Origin of the sequence: Halorussus sp. MSC15.2 (assembly GCF_010747475.1) — an archaeon.
Lineage (GTDB): Archaea > Halobacteriota > Halobacteria > Halobacteriales > Haladaptataceae > Halorussus.
The window spans coordinates 90517-105956 of sequence record NZ_VSLZ01000002.1; the positions used below are offsets into that span (position 1 = coordinate 90517).

A 15440-nucleotide genomic window follows, 5' to 3' on the forward strand; every position below is an offset into this window, starting at 1 on the left:
TGATTATTCCTCCGGGCGCGGGAGCGCCACGAACGATTTCTTGACGATGTTGAACGGGTCGTACACCGACTGGTGGCACTGACAGTATATCTTGTCCTGTGCGCTCGCGACCGCCGACCCCGCCAACCCCTTGAACGACGGCACGCAACAAAAGTGCGTGCATTTGTTCAGGTTGGCGATGAATCCTTCCGACGTGCTGGCCGAGAGCCACTCGTCGTTCTGGGCCATCTTCTCGATGCGCTTGCTCCGGATGACCTGAATCGGCATCGTGCCGCTCGGCGGCACGTCCTGCGAGCGCCACGACCCTTGCGCGGGCTTCCCGAGACCGCTCTGGCCGATGCCGTTGCCCCAAGTCTCGTAGTCGCTGAAGTCGTCGACGTGCATCTTGTCGCCTTCGCTCACCGCGTCGTTTTGCCACTCGAACTTGGAGTTACCGCTGTAGCGGAAGTAGTTGTCTTGGTCGGCCTTCGGTTGGACGCCGGGGTAGGTCTGGACGCCGCAGTACTGGAACCACTCGCTGGAGTACGTGACGCCGCCCAGTTCCATCTCGGCGACCGTTATCTCGCGGCCCTGCTGGGTCTTGGTCTTCACTTCGGGCCAGATGCCCTTGAGATACCCTTCCGAGTCCACTTCGACCGGAATCTGGGGCATCCCGCGCGGCGCGGGACCGGCCGTGTTCTCCATCGCCATGAACTGTCGGATACCACCGCCGGCACCGCTCGGTGCGGTGGCCGAGTTGATACCTGCCGCCGTCGCGGTACCGACTCCGGCGAGCGATGCGCTGCCGACGACGCCCTTGACGAAGCGTCGGCGACCTGTGCTTTCCGGATACTTGTCGTCTTCTTCTGGCATAGTTATCGTTTGTAGTACGGGTAGACTGCCTGCTTGAACTGGTCCCACGCGTTACCGAGGGTCTCGGTACCGTATTGCTGGTCTTCGCGAATGTAGAGGTCTTCCCACTTGCGACGACGCTTCTTGACAATCATCACGTCGGGGAGGAACTCCTTGCGATACAACAGGAGGATGAACGCGAGGTCGATGAAGATGACCGCGAGGACGAACCCGAGGTACATGTTCCCAATCTCGCTGTACCCCCAACCGCTCACCAGTCCGTAGGTGAAGAGACCGACGAACACGACTTCGACCACCGTCAGGAGGACGATGGCGATGGCCGCGGCGGTGCTCTCTCGGGCGGGTTCGTAGCGATGAATGTCGCCGTACGTTGAGCCTGTGGATGACATGGTTATCGGTTACCCCCACTCGCGTGCGGTGATTCGCCGTACTTCAGGAGGAAGAACGTGTAGACGAGCGAGACGGCCATCATCAGGAGGGTCGCCAGACCGACGAAGTGGGCCTGAAACGGCACGCCCATGTGTTCGGGGTCGGCCTCCGCTTGTCCACCGCCGCCGCCAGACGAAATGTTCTCTTTGACGACGACAGTGCCGACCATCCCGGCGGTCTTGTGGGGCTGGCAGAAGTACTCGTACGTCCCCAGCGTGTCGAAGGTGTGGGAGTACTCGTAGCCAGTGTTGTAGGTCTTGCTCGGGGCACCGGGCGTCCCCTCCCAGTTCGCCTCTTCTGGTTGACTCTCGGGGACGACGTTGTGGTTGTCCGACTCCCAGACCCACTTGATAGTGGTTCCGGGAGTGATGGTTATCTCGGCGGGTTCGAACACCAGACTCCCGCCGGGACCGACTATCACCTCTTCCGTCGGACCGCCACCGCCGGACGAACCTCCGCTCGTCGTCGTCCCGTTGGTGGCGGTCGTGGTCTCGTTTCCGGAGGCAGTGGCGTTGCCGGACGACGTGGTGGTCGTCTCCTGTGCCGCGGCGGCCGTTACGCCCGCCCCAGCGCCGCCCGCAACACCGGTTGCTGCCGTCAGAAAGTCCCGCCTCTTCATACGGTAGAAAGTCAGGACAGGAATTGCTTAAAGCCACCGATGCCGCCGTAGCGGGGTTTCCGACGCCGACGCGCCGAGTGAGGTCCTAATTCGCACTGTCGGACGCCGACGAAACGCCGGTTCCGGTCGCCCCGTCACCCTCCTCGTCGGGCGACGAGTCGCTGGTCTCGGCGTCGTCCGGGAGTCGGTCGCCGTCGTCGAGGAGGAACTCGGGGCGCTCGTCGTCTTCCAACCCAACCGCACGGAGTCGGTTGCGGTACTCCTCGGCGCGGAATCGGTCGGAGAGTCGAGCGTTCGCCACCAGCAGGAAGACGAACACGCCGAAGAACAGGAATCCGAGCGCGGCCACGGCCGCCACGATGGGGAGTCCCACGGCGACCCACGACGCGAGCAGCGCGACGCCGGCGAGGACGTGGACGGCCGCGATAATCTGCATCAACTGGTTGCCGAGTTTCCCCGAGCCTTCGGGCACCTCGGCGGGGTCGGGTAGCACGTCGCCCTCCGGGGATTCAGGTACCTCGTAGCTCTCCATCGACGCCAGCGCGACCGAGGGTTTCACGTCCCGGAGGACCGTCCCGCTCCCCTCGACTGACCCGTCGGGGTAGACCACGGCGTACCCCTCGTCGGAGTACGCCAGCAGTTGGGGTTCGCCCTCGCGCTCGATGCGCTCGACCACGGCGAACACGTCGCGGTCGGCGACGCGACTGTTGAGGTCGGTCTCCACCCTGTCGAGGAGTTGCTCGCCGGTAATCCACGAGTCGTGGTCGAACGCGACCTGCCACTCCTCGTAGCTCATCTCGGCCATGTCTCGCGGACCGAAGTCCTCGAAGTCGTACTTCTCCTCGACTTCCTCGGGAGTCGGCCCGTCGCCGTCCTCGTCGGCGGCGGCCACCTGCTCGTCACGCTCCTCGTCGGGCGAGGAGTCGGTCCGCCTCTCGGGGCTACCCTCACCCCGCGTCGCCGTCGCGTCCGCGGGTGATTCGCCCGCCGGGTCGTCCGAGGCGTCGGTCATCGTCCGAAACTCAGACCTGAAGCCGCATAAACACCCCGACGTCGCGTCGCACCCCGAGTTCGCGGTCAGAACGGCGTCCACTCTCGGGGTTGGTCGGCGAGTCCCCGAACTCGCATTTCCCGCGTACCGTCGCCGCGCACCCGAACGTCCACCCGGCCGTCGCAGAGTTGCGTGATGGTGTTGACCACGCGCTCGTCCTGCGTGGACGGGTCGATGAGGAACACGCCGAGACCGTCCGTCGCCCCGATGCGACCGGCGACGGTGTGGACGAACCGGGAGACGGTCTGGAACTCGGTGTACATCAGCAGCGTCGAGAGCGAGAACAGTCCCGCCCGGACGCGCTCGGTCGTCTCCCGATGGACGCTCTGATACAGTCCCGAGAACTCGATGCCGATGCCCGTCAGGTCGCCGGGACTCGACACCGTCTCGATGCGCTCCGACGTCTGCTCGCGTCCCTGCTTCTTGCTGACGCAGTCCACGACGCCGAAGGTACTCTGCTGGAGGCCAGTACACAGTTTGTCGCACTCCGACAGGATTTTCCCGCCGCTCTTGGTCGTCGTGACCAGTACTAACCCCTCCTCCCGGTCGCTCCCGGCGGTGACGAGACGGAGCGCGAGGTCTCTGGCACCGCCCATCGTCGGCCCGGCCACGAGGAGGTTCGACCCGGGTTCGACGCCCTCTATCGGCAGGTCGTCGGCGAACTCGTACGCGCTCGTCTGGCGCTGAGTCACGTCGGACCACCGTCCCCTTCGGCCGCCTCCCGGACGTCGCGCTCGTCAGAGTGGTCCTCCGCTCGGTCTTCTCTCAGTTGCGCGACTTCGAGGTGCAGGTCGAGGACGTTGACCGTCACGTCCGCGAGCGTGCTGAGGTACTCCCTGTCGCCGTCCGTGAACGTCCGGGGTTCCTCGTCGTACGCGCAGAGGGTTCCGATAGTGAGTCCGTCGGGGGTCGTCAGGTCGGCCCCCACGTACGAACGGATGTTCATGTCGTCGAGGCTCTCGTTGTGTTCGAATCGCGGGTCGGCCTTCACGTCCTCTATCACGGTCACGTCGCCGTCTTCGACTATCGCGTACGTGCAGATGGAGTCCTCGCGGGGCGTCGGCGTCCAGTCCGCGCCGTGGCACACGAGGAACTGCTGACTGTGTTCCCGTATCATGTTCACCGACGCCATCGGCACGTCGAGGTACTGGGCCGCGAGGTCGGTGATTCGCTCGACGTCGGTCTGCAGCGCCGCCCCGTCCACGTCGTACGCGTCGAGCGCGTCGAGTCGGTCTTCCTCGTCCTGCGGCAGCGGGTACGGAGTCTGGGGCCGGAACGCCGACGTGAAATCCACGAGGTTCCACAGCGTTTCCCCGGCGTTCGCCGCATCCTTGGCGACGTACTCGGTGACGGTTTCGGTGGTCTCGTCGGTGTCGAGCGCCGCGCGGTCGGTCGCGGTGTAGAGGACGCACCCGATGTCCGGTCGAACGTCGCGGGCGCGTGCCGCGAGTTCGAGTCCGGTCCCGTCGGGCAGTTCGTACTCCGTCACGACGCAGTCGACGTCCTCGTCGTTCAGTTCGCCCACGGCGTCCGCGAGCGAGGCCGCCCGAAGGACGCGCAGGTCCGGCGCTTCGGTCCGGAGCAGTTCGGCGGTTTCCGCTCGGGCCGACTCGTCGGGGTCCACGCACAGTACAGTTCTCATCTGAGTCGCTCGTCCGGAGCGTCACGACTCCGTGTGCATTAGTTTTGGCAATACAAGTCGGGGAACTGTCTGTTCGATTTCGAACCGGTCGGTCCCGAACCGCTTTCGGGTTCCTTATCCACCAGCGCTCCTAACCGCCGCGCATGGCGAGTGAGACGCTGGTCGCGGCCGTGGTCGCCCTCGTCGTCACTGCCAGCTTTCCGTTCTACCTCTACGGCGCGTGGTACATCCTCGACCAGGAGGTCGTGACGTGGGACGTGCTGATGCACCACCTCAAGTTCATCGTGGTCGGACTCCTGCTGACGACGATACCGATGCTGACGTGGATGGTCCCCCGATTCCTCGACCAACTCGGCGGGTTCGCGGCACTGCACGCCTTTCTTGGGTTGCAGGCCTACGCGATGCTGCTGGTCGCGCTGACGGGTATCGTCCGCATCTTTCAGGTCAAGTACCAGCACGACATGTACGACTCGGACGCGCGCGAGGAGGACGTGGACATCGGCGAACTCCACGAGAACATGGGCGCGTGGCGGGGTCGCCTCCGCATCGGCGTCGTCGGGTACGTCCTCTTCTGGCTTCTCGCGTGGCTGGTCGGGATGATTCGGTTCGTCATGGACTACGTGCTGTACTGACCGCCCGCTCCAGTCGCGGTCCCGGGTCTCGGTGGCATCGGCGGCTCTGCCTACCCCGCTCTTCGGTGGGAGTGTCGGCGATATTCGAGCGGGCGGTCAGTCCCACTCCTCGCCGCTGGCGAGGTCCACGTCGTGGTCGAGTTTCGAGGACGGACAGAGGTCCTCGACCACGCAGTCGCCGCAGTCGGGGTTCCGCGCGGTGCAGGTCGCCCGGCCGTGACTGATGCACAGGTGGGTGTACTGCTGCCAGTGCTCCTCGGGGACGACGCCCATCAGGTCCTCCTCGATGGTCTCCGGGCGCTCGTCCTCAGTGATACCGAGGCGACGGGAGAGGCGCTGGACGTGGGTGTCCACGACGATGCCCTCCACGATGTCGTGGCCGTGCTGGAGGACGACGTTGGCGGTCTTGCGGCCGACGCCCTTCAGTTCGGTCAGTTCGTCCATCGTGTCGGGGACCTCGCCGTCGTGTTCCGCCAGCATGGTCTGTGCCGAGGAAACGATGTAGTCGGCCTTGCTGTTGTGGTAGGTGATAGAGCCGATGTCCTCCGAGAGTTCGTCTACGTCGGCGTTCGCGTAGTCCTCGACGGTCTCGTACTTCTCGAAGAGGTCGGCGGTCTCCTCGTTCACGCGCTCGTCAGTACACTGGGCCGACAGCATCACGGCGATGAGGAGTTCGAGTCGGTTCGAGAAGTTGAGCGAGATAGTCGAATCGGGATACTCGTCGTAGAGTCTGTCGATGACTTCCTCCACTTGGGCGTCGCGCGAGTCGAGTGGCTCTCCCATGTTCGTGACGTTGCACGGGAGGGGTTTGAGCTATTCGGCTCCGACTTCACGCCGCGGGTCAACAGGCGCGGTTGTCCTCGAACGCGTTACCTCTCGGTTGTTCGGGCCTGACGATGGCCCGCCGGTTCCCGCAGAACGCGTTGTCCGAGACCACGTTATTGTTGGAGTTCGACACGGCCACGCCCAGTCGATTGTCCCGAATCACGTTCCCGACGACACGGTTCGCCCTGCTCCCGGTCGTGAGACTGATGCCCACTTGGTTGTCCGCGACCACGTTGTCGGCGACGACGCTCTCGCGCGTGGTCGAGACGTCGATTCCGGCGTCTGAGTTGTTCGTCGCGTTCGACCCGGCGATGCGAACCGCCCGCGAACTCCGGACCGTGATTCCGAAGTCGCTGTCGTTCACGCTGACGTTTCGCACCCGCGACTCGGTGACTCCCCGGAGGTAGACGCCCGCGTACCCCCAGTCGGTGAGCGTCACGTTCGACACGACCACGTCACTCGCGCCGGTCGCTCGGATTCCGGTGTGCCGTGCGAACCGCGAGTCCGACCCGTCGAGGGTGTGGCCCGCCCCGCGGAGGCGAACGCGGTCGGCCTTGATTTCGATGCACGTCTCCGACGCGTTCTCGACGTCCGCGACCAGTACGTACTCGCCCGGTTCGGTGATGGTCGTACACGAGCGCACCTCGGTCGCACCGTCGGTCTGCTGGGTGGTCGCGCCTATACCGCTCGGAGCGACTGCGGGCGTCGCTCCCGCGACTCCCGACGCGGCCAACAGCAGGACGGCGGCGAGGACGACCAGTCGAAACGAGGCGGGGTCACCGCCGGTTCGACGCGCTGATTCTGCCCTCATCCTGCGTGGTGTCAGCACGCCGGGCGTGTAAGTCGTTCCGGCCGTCGAGACCGCTCGTGCGACGGGTTGCGGGGAGGCGTTCGACGGGGAGCGGCGTGGTCGGTTTCGGGGAATTTAAGCGGGCATCGCTCTCCCTTCCACCCATGAAAACGACCGCGAAGGCTCACCCGATTCAGGGACTCGTCAAGTATCACGGGATGCGCGACGAGAAACTCCGCTTGCCCTACCACGATTCCATCAGCGTCTGCACCGCGCCGAGTCACACCAAGACCACCGTCGAGTTCGACCCCGACCTCGACTCGGACACCTTCGTCGTCGGCGGCGAGCGACTGGCCGACCACGAGGCCGACCGCGTCGCCAACGTCGTCGCTCGCGTGCGAGAGTTGGCCGACGCCGACTACGTCGAGAACCCCGTCCGACTGGAGAGCGAGAACTCGTTCCCGTCGAACGTAGGACTCGGGTCTTCCTCGTCCGGGTTCGCCGCCGCGGCGATGGCACTCGCCGAGGCCGCGGACCTCGGTCTCTCCCGACCGGAGATTTCGACCATCGCCCGCCGGGGGTCGTCGTCGGCCGCCCGCGCCGTGACGGGCGGGTTCTCCGACCTCCACGCCGGTCTCAACGACGAGGACTGTCGCTCCGAGCGCCTCGACTCGCCGCTCGAAGACGACCTGCGCATCGTGGCGGGACTCGTGCCCGCTTACAAGGAGACCGAACACGCCCACCGCGAGGCCGCCGACAGTCACATGTTCGAGGCGCGACTCGCGCACATCCACGACCAACTCGCCGAGGTGCGCGACGCGCTCCGCGAGGGCGACTTCCAGCGCGTCTTCGAGACCGCCGAACACGACTCGCTGTCACTGGCCGCGACGACCATGACCGGCCCGTCCGGGTGGGTCTACTGGAAGCCCGACACGCTGGAGGTCTTCAACGCGGTTCGGGACCTCCGCGAGGAGGGCGTTCCGGTCTACTTCTCGACCGACACGGGCGCGAGCGTCTACGTCAACACGACGGCCGAACACGTCGAGCGCGTCGAGGAAGTCGTCGCGGAGTGCGGCGTCGAGACGATGGTCTGGGAGGTCGGCGGTCCCGCCGAAGTCCTTCCGGAGAACGAGGCCCTGTTCTAACTACCGCGTTACTTCGCACTCGGCGCTCGGGACCCGCCTTCGACGCCCGAGAATTCGAAGCGCGCCCCGCCCGACTCGCTCTCGGTCACGGTACAGTCCCACTCGTACGTCTCGGCGAGCTGCGCGACGAAGGTCAACCCGAGACCGATGCCGGCGTCGTCGGTGGTGTGTCCGGCCTCGAAGACGGCGTCGCGGTCCGCCGCCGGGATGCCCGGCCCGTCGTCGGCCACGTAGAACCCGCCGGAAGACTCGCTCTGCTCGTCTTCCGAGCCTCCGCTCGCTTCGTCTTCTCGCGGGCTTTGCCCGCTCGAACGGTCCGAGGGACTTCGTCCCTCGCTACTCGAGGAGACGTCTTCGAGGTCGCCGACGCGGACGGTCACGTCGTCCCCGCCATGCTCGACCGCGTTCCGGAGCAGATTTTCGAGGAGATGCCAGATGTGGACCGGGTCGGTCCGAATCGTGCGGTCGGCCTCGACGACGAGGTCTGCGCTCTCGGGCGCCACTTCCGCCCACGCCTCCGCGGCGGCGGTCGCGAGCGCCACCGACTCGCACTCGGCGTTCGAGTCGCTTCCCCGGGCCGTGACGAGCAACACGTCTATCATCTCCTCGATGCGGTCGAGCGCGGTATCGACCTTCTCGGTGGCGGTCTCGTCGCCCTCGACCGCCGACTGGAGGTATATCTGGGCGATGGTGAGCGGGTTGCGGAGTTCGTGGGCCAGCATGCTCGCGAACGATTCGAGGCGGTCGTTCTGGCGCTGGAGTTCGCGTTCGCGCTCGCGGAGACTCACGGTCGCGGTCGTTCGGTCCCGGAGCGAGTCGAGCATCCGGTCCACCTCGCGGGCGGGCCGGTCGGGACCGAAGAACTCCTCGGGCGGCGTGTAGTAGGCGTTGTGACAGACCGTGTTGTCGTAGACGAGGTGCGGGTGCGTGCGGACGACGTCTCGCAGGACCTCGGCCGGGAACCTGTTCCGGTTGTACTGGCAGAGCGCGATGCCGTTCTCGTCGGGGAGGAGGCGGTTGAGTTTCCCCTCGTACTCCACGAGGTCGGCGATTTCCGGGTCGTCGCCGAAAATCCACGTCATCTCGCCCGTGACCCGGAGCGCCTCGTACTCCTCGGTGGCCGCCTCGATTTCGGCCGCGAGGAACGCAATCATGTCGTCGGGGTCGAACCCGCCGTTCCGACAGTACGTGTCCTGCTTGGTGTGGAGGGTCAGCGCGCCCGACTCGCGGGCCGCGTCCGCGTCCACGCCCGCGTCGCGCATCGCCGCCAACACTTCCGTCTTCGAGTTCTCGTCGGCGATGTAGAGGCATCGCTCGTTCCGGTCGAGTCCCTGTTCCACGAAGGGAATCGCGGCCGAGAACTGCTCCTCGGTGGTCTCGTAGACCAGCGCGAGGTGGTCGTGGGAGTCGTGGTCGCCCAGCGGTTCGACCGGCCCGCGGAACGTCGGACTGTTGCGTAACGCCTCCAGTCCGCTCTCCAGTCCGAGTGTCTTCCCCTCGTCGGAGGGCGTGAGTGTGTGTTGGCTCATGATAGTTCAGGGCGCTTCCGGAGGCGGTCGGCGTGCGTCGCCGAACTCGTCGCGACGAACCACGCGTCGCTGTCGGGCCGTCGTATCGAACGTCACCAGTACAGTCTCCCCCGAAACGTACCTTCGAAGAGGCAGGGAAGACACTTAAACACGATAGGACTGCAGGAGAAACAACACCGTCCGCTGATACGTGAGTCCCCGTGCCGCGGGGACCGACCGCACTTCTAAACCCCCTCGGTCCCTACGTCCGGCCGAATGCGAATCTGCGTCCTCGGCGCGGGTTACGCCGGACTGACCCTCGCCCGAAAACTGGAGCGCACCGTCCCCGACGACGTCGAGATTCTTGTGATTGAACGGACCGGGAGCCACCTCGTCCAGCACGAACTCCACCGGGTCGTCCGCCGACCGTCGCTCGCGGACGAAATCGTGGTGGACCTCGAAGACGTGCTGGACCGCGCGACGGTCCGGCAGGCCGAAGTCGCCGGGGTGGACCCGGAGACGGGCGTCGTCTCGCTCGACTCGGGCGAGACCATCGACTACGACTACGGTGCGGTCTGCCTCGGGGCCGAGACCGCCTTCTACGACCTGCCGGGCGTCGAGGAGCACGCCACGCCCCTGAAGACGCTCGACCACGCCGAGCGCATCCGGGCCGACTTCCTCGACGCGGTCGAAGCCGGGAGTCCCGATTCGCCGGCTAACGTGGTCGTCGGCGGTGCGGGCCTGTCGGGCGTGCAGGTCGCCGGCGAACTCGCGGCGTTCGCTCGCGAAGAGGAGTCCCGCGAGTCCGTCACCGTCACCCTCCTCGAACAGTTCGAGAGCGTCGCGCCCGCGTTCCCCGAGAACTTTCAGGCCGCGGTCCGCGACCAACTCGAAGCCCGCGACGTGGAGATACGGACGGGAACCGCGGTCGCCTCGGCGGACGAGTCGGCCGTCGAACTCGACTCGGGCGAGCGACTCGACTACGACCAGTTCGTCTGGACCGGGGGTATCCGCGGTCCCGCGGCGCTGGACGGCGAGCGCCCCGAGGTCGAGAACACCCTTCGACTCGGCGACGGCACGTTCGTCGTCGGCGACGCGGCGCGCGTGGTGGACGCAGACGGGGAACCCGTCCCCGCTAGCGCGCAGGCCGCGGTCCGAGAGGCCCGTGCGGTCGCCGAGAACGTCGCCAGCCTCGTGGAGTACGACCGCGAGGGCGACGACATCTTCGAACCCCGACTCGAACCGTTCGCGTTCGACTCGCCGGGGTGGCTGGTATCGGTCGGTGACGGCGCGGTCGCTCAGGTCGGCCCGACGGTTCTCACGGGGACCGCCGCGAAGGCGCTGAAGACGACCGTCGGGGCCGGATACCTCTCGTCGGTCGGTGCGATACGCAACGCCGCGGACCTCGTGAGCGAAGAACTAGGGTACGAGCGGTAGTCAGAGCGGGGTGCGTGCGGTAGTTCGGAACGAGAGTCCGACCGGGAATCAGAAACCGGGGATGCCGAGCGCACCGGCCGCGATGATTTCGAGGCTTTCCAGCACGACGAGGACGACCCAGACGGCGAGCCACGCGACCACGCCGATGCCGATAGCGTTGCCCCAACCGCCCGGATACCGGGCGTTGATGACGTACACCCACGCGACGAGTCCGAAGACCGCGCCGACGAGTCCGCCGACGAACGGAATCAGGCCGAACAGTCCGGTGATTAGCCACCAGACGAACGCGCCGACGAGCGCGGTGAGAATGGCGTACTCGTAGTCGTCCCTGTCGGCGATGACGCGCGCACCGACGTAGATGCCGAACGCGCCGATGAGGAGGCTCACGACGAATCCGATGACGTAGTTCAGGAACCCTACCATGTAGTCGTATTTGCTTCGACTGGGCATTTATAGGTGGCGTCTGTCCGTCGGCCGACGCGCCCACGGAACCAACGACGCCTGTCACGTGTTCTCGTCCGTCTCGAAGGTCGCGTCGTCAGCGTCGCGGGTATTCCGCGACCTGCTCCGCCTTTCGACGTGGTCGCGCGCGCTCTCGGGCGTCTCGGTTTCGAGGAGGGCCTCGACCTTCCGCTCGAACTCCGCCTCGGTGAGGTCGCCGCGGGCGTACCGGTCCCGGAGCGTGTCGAGCGCGTCCTGCTTCGAATCGGATTCGTCGGCGCTCCGGGTCTCGGGTCGTTGGTCGCGTTCGTCCGGGACCGCGTCGTCGCCGAACCGGTTGGTGAGGACATCCACCATCGGGAGGAGGACGCCGAAACCGAGGACGAACGCCATCCAGAACCACTCGTACCCCAGAAACAGCGCGGTGAGTCCGACGCCCAGGACGACGAACACGGTGAGGTTCACGAGCACGTTATCGTCGTCGTCGAGCGAGTCGTCCATGCGACTGGCTACCGGCGACGGTGACAAAAAGGTTTCATCTTCTCCGACTCGTCGTGATTCTGTTGGTCTCCCGCCGTCAATGGGTTTAAGTTTGTGGGCCAACCTCCCGAGCGCATGGCACGCGACACTGGGTTGCTAGACAAGGCGCTCGCGGGGGCGGTCGGTCTCGCCGCCGGAGCGGTAATCGGAAGGCACGCGCTGCGGCGGTACCGCAGCACCGACGATACGACCATCGTCTGTACCGAATGCGGGGAAGCGATGCCGGTCGGTGACGTTCTCGACCCTGCAGTGACCTGCAACTGCGTCGCACCGCGCGACTCTCACGACTTCTGGTAGCGAGGCGTTTACCCTCGTTGCACCGTAACACCACCTATGGACGACGAGCGCACGGACGGCGAGGCGGCATTGGACGACGACGACCTCCGCGAACGACTCGAACAGCGCCTGATGAGCCACGGCGTCTACGTAACCGACCTCGAAACCGAGGCGGGGACGCTCCGGGTGAACTACGAGACGGCGACGCCGGGCACCGGGGTCCCCCACCGAGAGGTGGGTCGCGTCCTCAATCGCCTGCTGGCGCTGCAGGACGAGGGGTGGTCCCCCACCGACGTGCGGGGCACCGTCGCCGACATCGACGGCGGTCGCCGCGGAACGTGGCGGGCCGACGAAGAGTGGCTGGCGGCCCACGCACGCGGCGACCTCTCTGACGTGGACCTCTCTCAGCGAGTTCTCGACACTATCGAGGAGGCGTGAGAAAGCGACCACCCGCACGGATTCTCCTCCTCTTAGCCTTCGGCCCCGAGTCGGTGGTTACTCTCGGCTCTCGGTTCTGAGTCGGTCGCGTTCCTCTCAGTCGCCGAGCGACCGGCACCGATTTCGAACCCCAAGCCAGCCCCCTCCGCCGACTCGAATACGTCGCTCGCGACTGCCCGCGCTCGACTGAACACCACCGTGAGCGCGTCCGCCGGAAGTTTTACGCCGCGTTCGTTCCAAATCCGACACCGTGGACAGCGTCGAACTCAGCACCGTCGTCTACGTGTCGCCCGAGGAAGCCTACGAGTTCCTCGCGGACTTTCAGGGGTACGCCAACTACTCCGAGTATCTCGACCGGGTGACGCGTCACGGCGAGGGCGGTCCCGGCACGGAGTACGACATCCACCTCCAGTGGTGGAAACTGAACTACGTCGTCCGGTCGGAGGTGACGGACTTCGACCCGCCAGAGCGAATCGCGTGGCGCGTCGTCAAGGACCTCCGCGCGAACGGCGAGTGGCTGGTCGAACCCGACCCCGAGGCGGCCCCGCCCGAACGGGAGACGGCCTCGCGGGTTCGACTGGTCATCGAGTTCGACGCCGACTCGGCGAGTTCCGACATGCTCGACCTGCCGCGCCTCGTCTCGCTCGACTGGGTAATCGGCAAGGTCAGACCGCTCGTGCTGAAGGAGGCCGAGAAGGTCGTCGCGCGCATCGTCGAGGACCTCGAAGGCGAGCGCCGCGACGTCGAACTGACGCTCCACGACTCGCCCGATACGATATAGCCGACGCTTCGACGCGCCGGACCGGCCGCTCCGTCGCCGAGAGACCGAAAGAAGTCGCGAACCGCGCTACTACTCTGCCTGTCCGTAGTCGCCGCCGTACTTCATGAAGAAGTAGGCGAGACCGAGGGTGAACACCAGCGCCGCCGTCGTGGCGATGCCGAGCGTCTTGGCGCTGCTCGGAATCGCGGGACCGCTACTGCCGGTCTTTGCGCCGCCCTCTTGGACGACGACGGTGCCGACCATCCCGGCGGTCTTGTGGGGCTGGCAGAAGTACTCGTAGGTGCCGGTGGTTTCGAAGGTGTGAGAGTACTCGTAGCCGGTGTTGTACGTCTTGCTCGCGCCGCCGGGCGTCCCCTCCCAGTTCGCGCCGTCCGGTTGGCTCTCGGGGACGACGTTGTGGTTGTCCGACTCCCAGACCCACTTGACCGTGGTTCCGGGGGCGACGGTTACCTCGGCCGGTTCGAAGACGAGGCTACCGCCGGGACCGACGATGACTTCCTTTGTCCCGCCGCCTCCGCCGCTCTCACCGGAGGTCGTCTCCTTGCTCTCGGCCGATGCGGTCCCCGCCGCACCTGCGGCGCCGCGGTCCCCGTGGCGGCACGCATGAATCCACGCCGCGTGACCGACTCGCTTCCTTCCGTGCTCATAGTCGGGGCTAGCGGTGGTGGGTACTCTATACTTTCGATACGACCCCACATTCTTCGTCGTCGGGTGTCCCCGCCCGCTCCCTCCGGTCGCTCGCAGCAGAGATATCGAAATCGGGATAGAAGACGAGGGAGAGCGCGAGAATCCGGTTTTCGCGGGGCTACAGGCTGTAGTCGTGGTCGCCCGTCTCGGTTTCGAGGAAGGCGGTCAGGAGGTCGATGGTCGCCTCCACGTCGGCGTGGTGGGCGCTCTCGGTGACGGTGTGGAGGTAGCGAGTCGGCACTGAGATGGCTCCCACCGGTTTCGCGCCGTGGGTGTTCTGGAATCCCGAGGTGTCGGTGGCCCCCGAGGGAAGGACCTCCAGTTGGTGGTCGATGCCCCGCTCCTCGGCGACCGAGCGCATCCGGCGGTGGACCTTCGGCGTCGTCACGACGCTGGAGTCCTTGAGCTTTATCGCCGCGCCCTCGCCGAGTTCGGTGACGTACCCGCTCTCGTTCTCCACCGCGGGGATGTCGTTGGCGACCGTCACGTCGAGCGCGACGGCGAGGTCCGGGTCGAGGTCCACGCCGAGCGCGGGCGCGCCGCGGACGCCGAGTTCCTCCTGTGCGGTCGCACAGAAGTGAATCGTCACGTCGGGGTCCTCGATGCGTCGGGCCGCTTCGAGCATGGCCAGCAGGCAGACGCGGTCGTCCAGCGCCTTGCCGGTCACGTTGTCGCCGATTCGGGTCGTCGTCTGTTCCATGCTCACGAGGTCGCCGACAGAGACGCGCTCGGCGGCGTCCTCGGCGGGGAGTCCGAGGTCGATGGCCACGTCGTCGATGGAGAACTCCTCGTCGTCGTCCTGCACGTGGGTCGGGACGGACCCGATGACGCCGGTGAGGTCCTCGGCGTCCGTGTGGACCGTCACGCGCTGGGCGCGGAGCACGTCGGGGTCCCACCCGCCGAGGGTGTCGATTTCGAGGAATCCGTCGTCGGTGACGTGCTTTACCATAAAGCCAATTTCGTCCATGTGCGCGGCGACGGCCACCTCGTAGTCGCTCGACCCCTCCACCGTCCCGACGACGTTGCCCATCGCGTCGGTGTGGACCGAGTCCGCGACGCCGTCGAGTTCCCGACGAACGACGTCGCGTACCCGGTCTTCGTACCCCGGCACGCCGTCCGTCTCTGTGAGTTCGCGTAGCAGTTCGAAGTCGAAATCCATGCGAGTTACTGACGACCCGCCGGGCTTAAACCCCGTCTTTTCAGTCTCCCGGCAGAACCCGCCTCGCCGTTCGGACTCCCCGCCGTTCGGGATGGTTAACTCGGCGGTTGGTTGCGTATACCGACCCGACGGCGACGCTTGTTCCGGGTTACACTAACCCGTCGAATCGGCAGACGGCGTATAACAAA

The 15440-nt window shown here is 66.1% G+C and carries 18 protein-coding genes and 1 pseudogene; 6 read left to right on the top strand and 13 right to left on the bottom strand.

The features are described 5' to 3' along the window. Positions 1-3: 3 nt before the first annotated feature. The 6 genes from FXF75_RS07630 to FXF75_RS07655 form a co-directional block, all read right to left on the bottom strand. Positions 4-852, bottom strand: a complete 849-nt coding sequence (locus FXF75_RS07630) for a ubiquinol-cytochrome c reductase iron-sulfur subunit (RefSeq protein ID WP_163521311.1) — start codon at positions 850-852, stop codon at positions 4-6. 2 nt (positions 853-854) lie between these two features. After that, on the bottom strand, positions 855-1241 hold the full coding sequence (locus FXF75_RS07635) for a hypothetical protein (protein ID WP_163521312.1): 387 nt from the start codon (positions 1239-1241) through the stop codon (positions 855-857). A gap of 2 nt (positions 1242-1243) precedes the next feature. Next, entirely contained in the window at positions 1244-1900 is a 657-nt protein-coding gene (locus tag FXF75_RS07640; protein WP_163521313.1) for a plastocyanin/azurin family copper-binding protein, read from the bottom strand. Positions 1901-1985: 85 nt separating this feature from the next. Continuing rightward, positions 1986-2912 (bottom strand): hypothetical protein, encoded by a 927-nt coding sequence (locus FXF75_RS07645; RefSeq protein ID WP_163521314.1) that lies wholly within the window; start codon positions 2910-2912, stop codon positions 1986-1988. 65 nt (positions 2913-2977) lie between these two features. After that, on the bottom strand, positions 2978-3643 hold the full coding sequence (locus FXF75_RS07650; protein WP_163521315.1) for a hypothetical protein: 666 nt from the start codon (positions 3641-3643) through the stop codon (positions 2978-2980). Beyond that, entirely contained in the window at positions 3640-4593 is a 954-nt protein-coding gene (locus FXF75_RS07655; protein ID WP_163521316.1) for a GAF domain-containing protein, read from the bottom strand. The genes FXF75_RS07650 and FXF75_RS07655 overlap by 4 nt, the downstream gene beginning before the upstream one ends. Before the next feature lie 143 nt (positions 4594-4736). Between FXF75_RS07655 and FXF75_RS07660 the strand changes: the two genes are divergently transcribed. Beyond that, positions 4737-5225, top strand: a complete 489-nt coding sequence (locus FXF75_RS07660) for a hypothetical protein (RefSeq protein ID WP_163521317.1) — start codon at positions 4737-4739, stop codon at positions 5223-5225. A gap of 96 nt (positions 5226-5321) precedes the next feature. Here FXF75_RS07660 and nth read toward each other — a convergent pair whose 3' ends face one another. Further along, complete coding sequence (gene nth / locus FXF75_RS07665; RefSeq protein ID WP_163521318.1) at positions 5322-6008, bottom strand: endonuclease III; 687 nt, start codon at positions 6006-6008, stop codon at positions 5322-5324. A 58-nt stretch (positions 6009-6066) separates the two neighbouring features. Then, complete coding sequence (locus FXF75_RS07670; protein WP_163521319.1) at positions 6067-6861, bottom strand: right-handed parallel beta-helix repeat-containing protein; 795 nt, start codon at positions 6859-6861, stop codon at positions 6067-6069. A 143-nt stretch (positions 6862-7004) separates the two neighbouring features. On the opposite strand from FXF75_RS07670, the gene mvaD reads away from it, so the two are divergent. Beyond that, entirely contained in the window at positions 7005-7985 is a 981-nt protein-coding gene (mvaD, locus tag FXF75_RS07675) for a phosphomevalonate decarboxylase MvaD (RefSeq protein ID WP_163521320.1), read from the top strand. An 8-nt stretch (positions 7986-7993) separates the two neighbouring features. Here the strand turns inward: mvaD and FXF75_RS07680 are convergent, their stop codons facing one another. Next, positions 7994-9514 (bottom strand): MEDS domain-containing protein, encoded by a 1521-nt coding sequence (locus FXF75_RS07680; RefSeq protein ID WP_163521321.1) that lies wholly within the window; start codon positions 9512-9514, stop codon positions 7994-7996. Positions 9515-9769: 255 nt separating this feature from the next. Between FXF75_RS07680 and FXF75_RS07685 the strand changes: the two genes are divergently transcribed. Next, on the top strand, positions 9770-10930 hold the full coding sequence (locus FXF75_RS07685) for an NAD(P)/FAD-dependent oxidoreductase (protein WP_163521322.1): 1161 nt from the start codon (positions 9770-9772) through the stop codon (positions 10928-10930). 48 nt (positions 10931-10978) lie between these two features. Here the strand turns inward: FXF75_RS07685 and FXF75_RS07690 are convergent, their stop codons facing one another. Further along, positions 10979-11353, bottom strand: a complete 375-nt coding sequence (locus FXF75_RS07690; RefSeq protein ID WP_163521323.1) for a hypothetical protein — start codon at positions 11351-11353, stop codon at positions 10979-10981. A gap of 81 nt (positions 11354-11434) precedes the next feature. Continuing rightward, complete coding sequence (locus tag FXF75_RS07695; protein ID WP_163521324.1) at positions 11435-11872, bottom strand: SHOCT domain-containing protein; 438 nt, start codon at positions 11870-11872, stop codon at positions 11435-11437. A gap of 114 nt (positions 11873-11986) precedes the next feature. Here FXF75_RS07695 and FXF75_RS07700 point away from each other — a divergent pair, with 114 nt between their 5' ends. The 3 genes from FXF75_RS07700 to FXF75_RS07710 all read left to right on the top strand — a co-directional run bounded on the left by FXF75_RS07700 (position 11987) and on the right by FXF75_RS07710 (position 13406). Next, positions 11987-12208: a hypothetical protein gene (locus tag FXF75_RS07700; RefSeq protein ID WP_163521325.1), complete on the top strand. Its 222-nt coding sequence runs from the start codon at positions 11987-11989 to the stop codon at positions 12206-12208. A 36-nt stretch (positions 12209-12244) separates the two neighbouring features. Continuing rightward, positions 12245-12625 carry a hypothetical protein gene (locus FXF75_RS07705; protein ID WP_163521326.1) on the top strand — a complete coding sequence of 127 codons (381 nt, stop codon included), beginning with the start codon at positions 12245-12247 and terminating at the stop codon, positions 12623-12625. A 250-nt stretch (positions 12626-12875) separates the two neighbouring features. Beyond that, the gene (locus tag FXF75_RS07710) at positions 12876-13406 is read left to right on the top strand and encodes a type II toxin-antitoxin system RatA family toxin (protein WP_163521327.1); all 531 of its coding nucleotides are present in this window, start codon (positions 12876-12878) and stop codon (positions 13404-13406) included. Positions 13407-13475: 69 nt separating this feature from the next. Here the strand turns inward: FXF75_RS07710 and FXF75_RS07715 are convergent. Then, a pseudogene (locus FXF75_RS07715) lies at positions 13476-14053 on the bottom strand (plastocyanin/azurin family copper-binding protein). Between the two features lie 158 nt (positions 14054-14211). Further along, a complete protein-coding gene (locus FXF75_RS07720) occupies positions 14212-15252 on the bottom strand; it encodes a M42 family metallopeptidase (protein ID WP_163521328.1) in 1041 nt (346 codons plus the stop codon). Positions 15253-15440 lie beyond the last annotated feature (188 nt).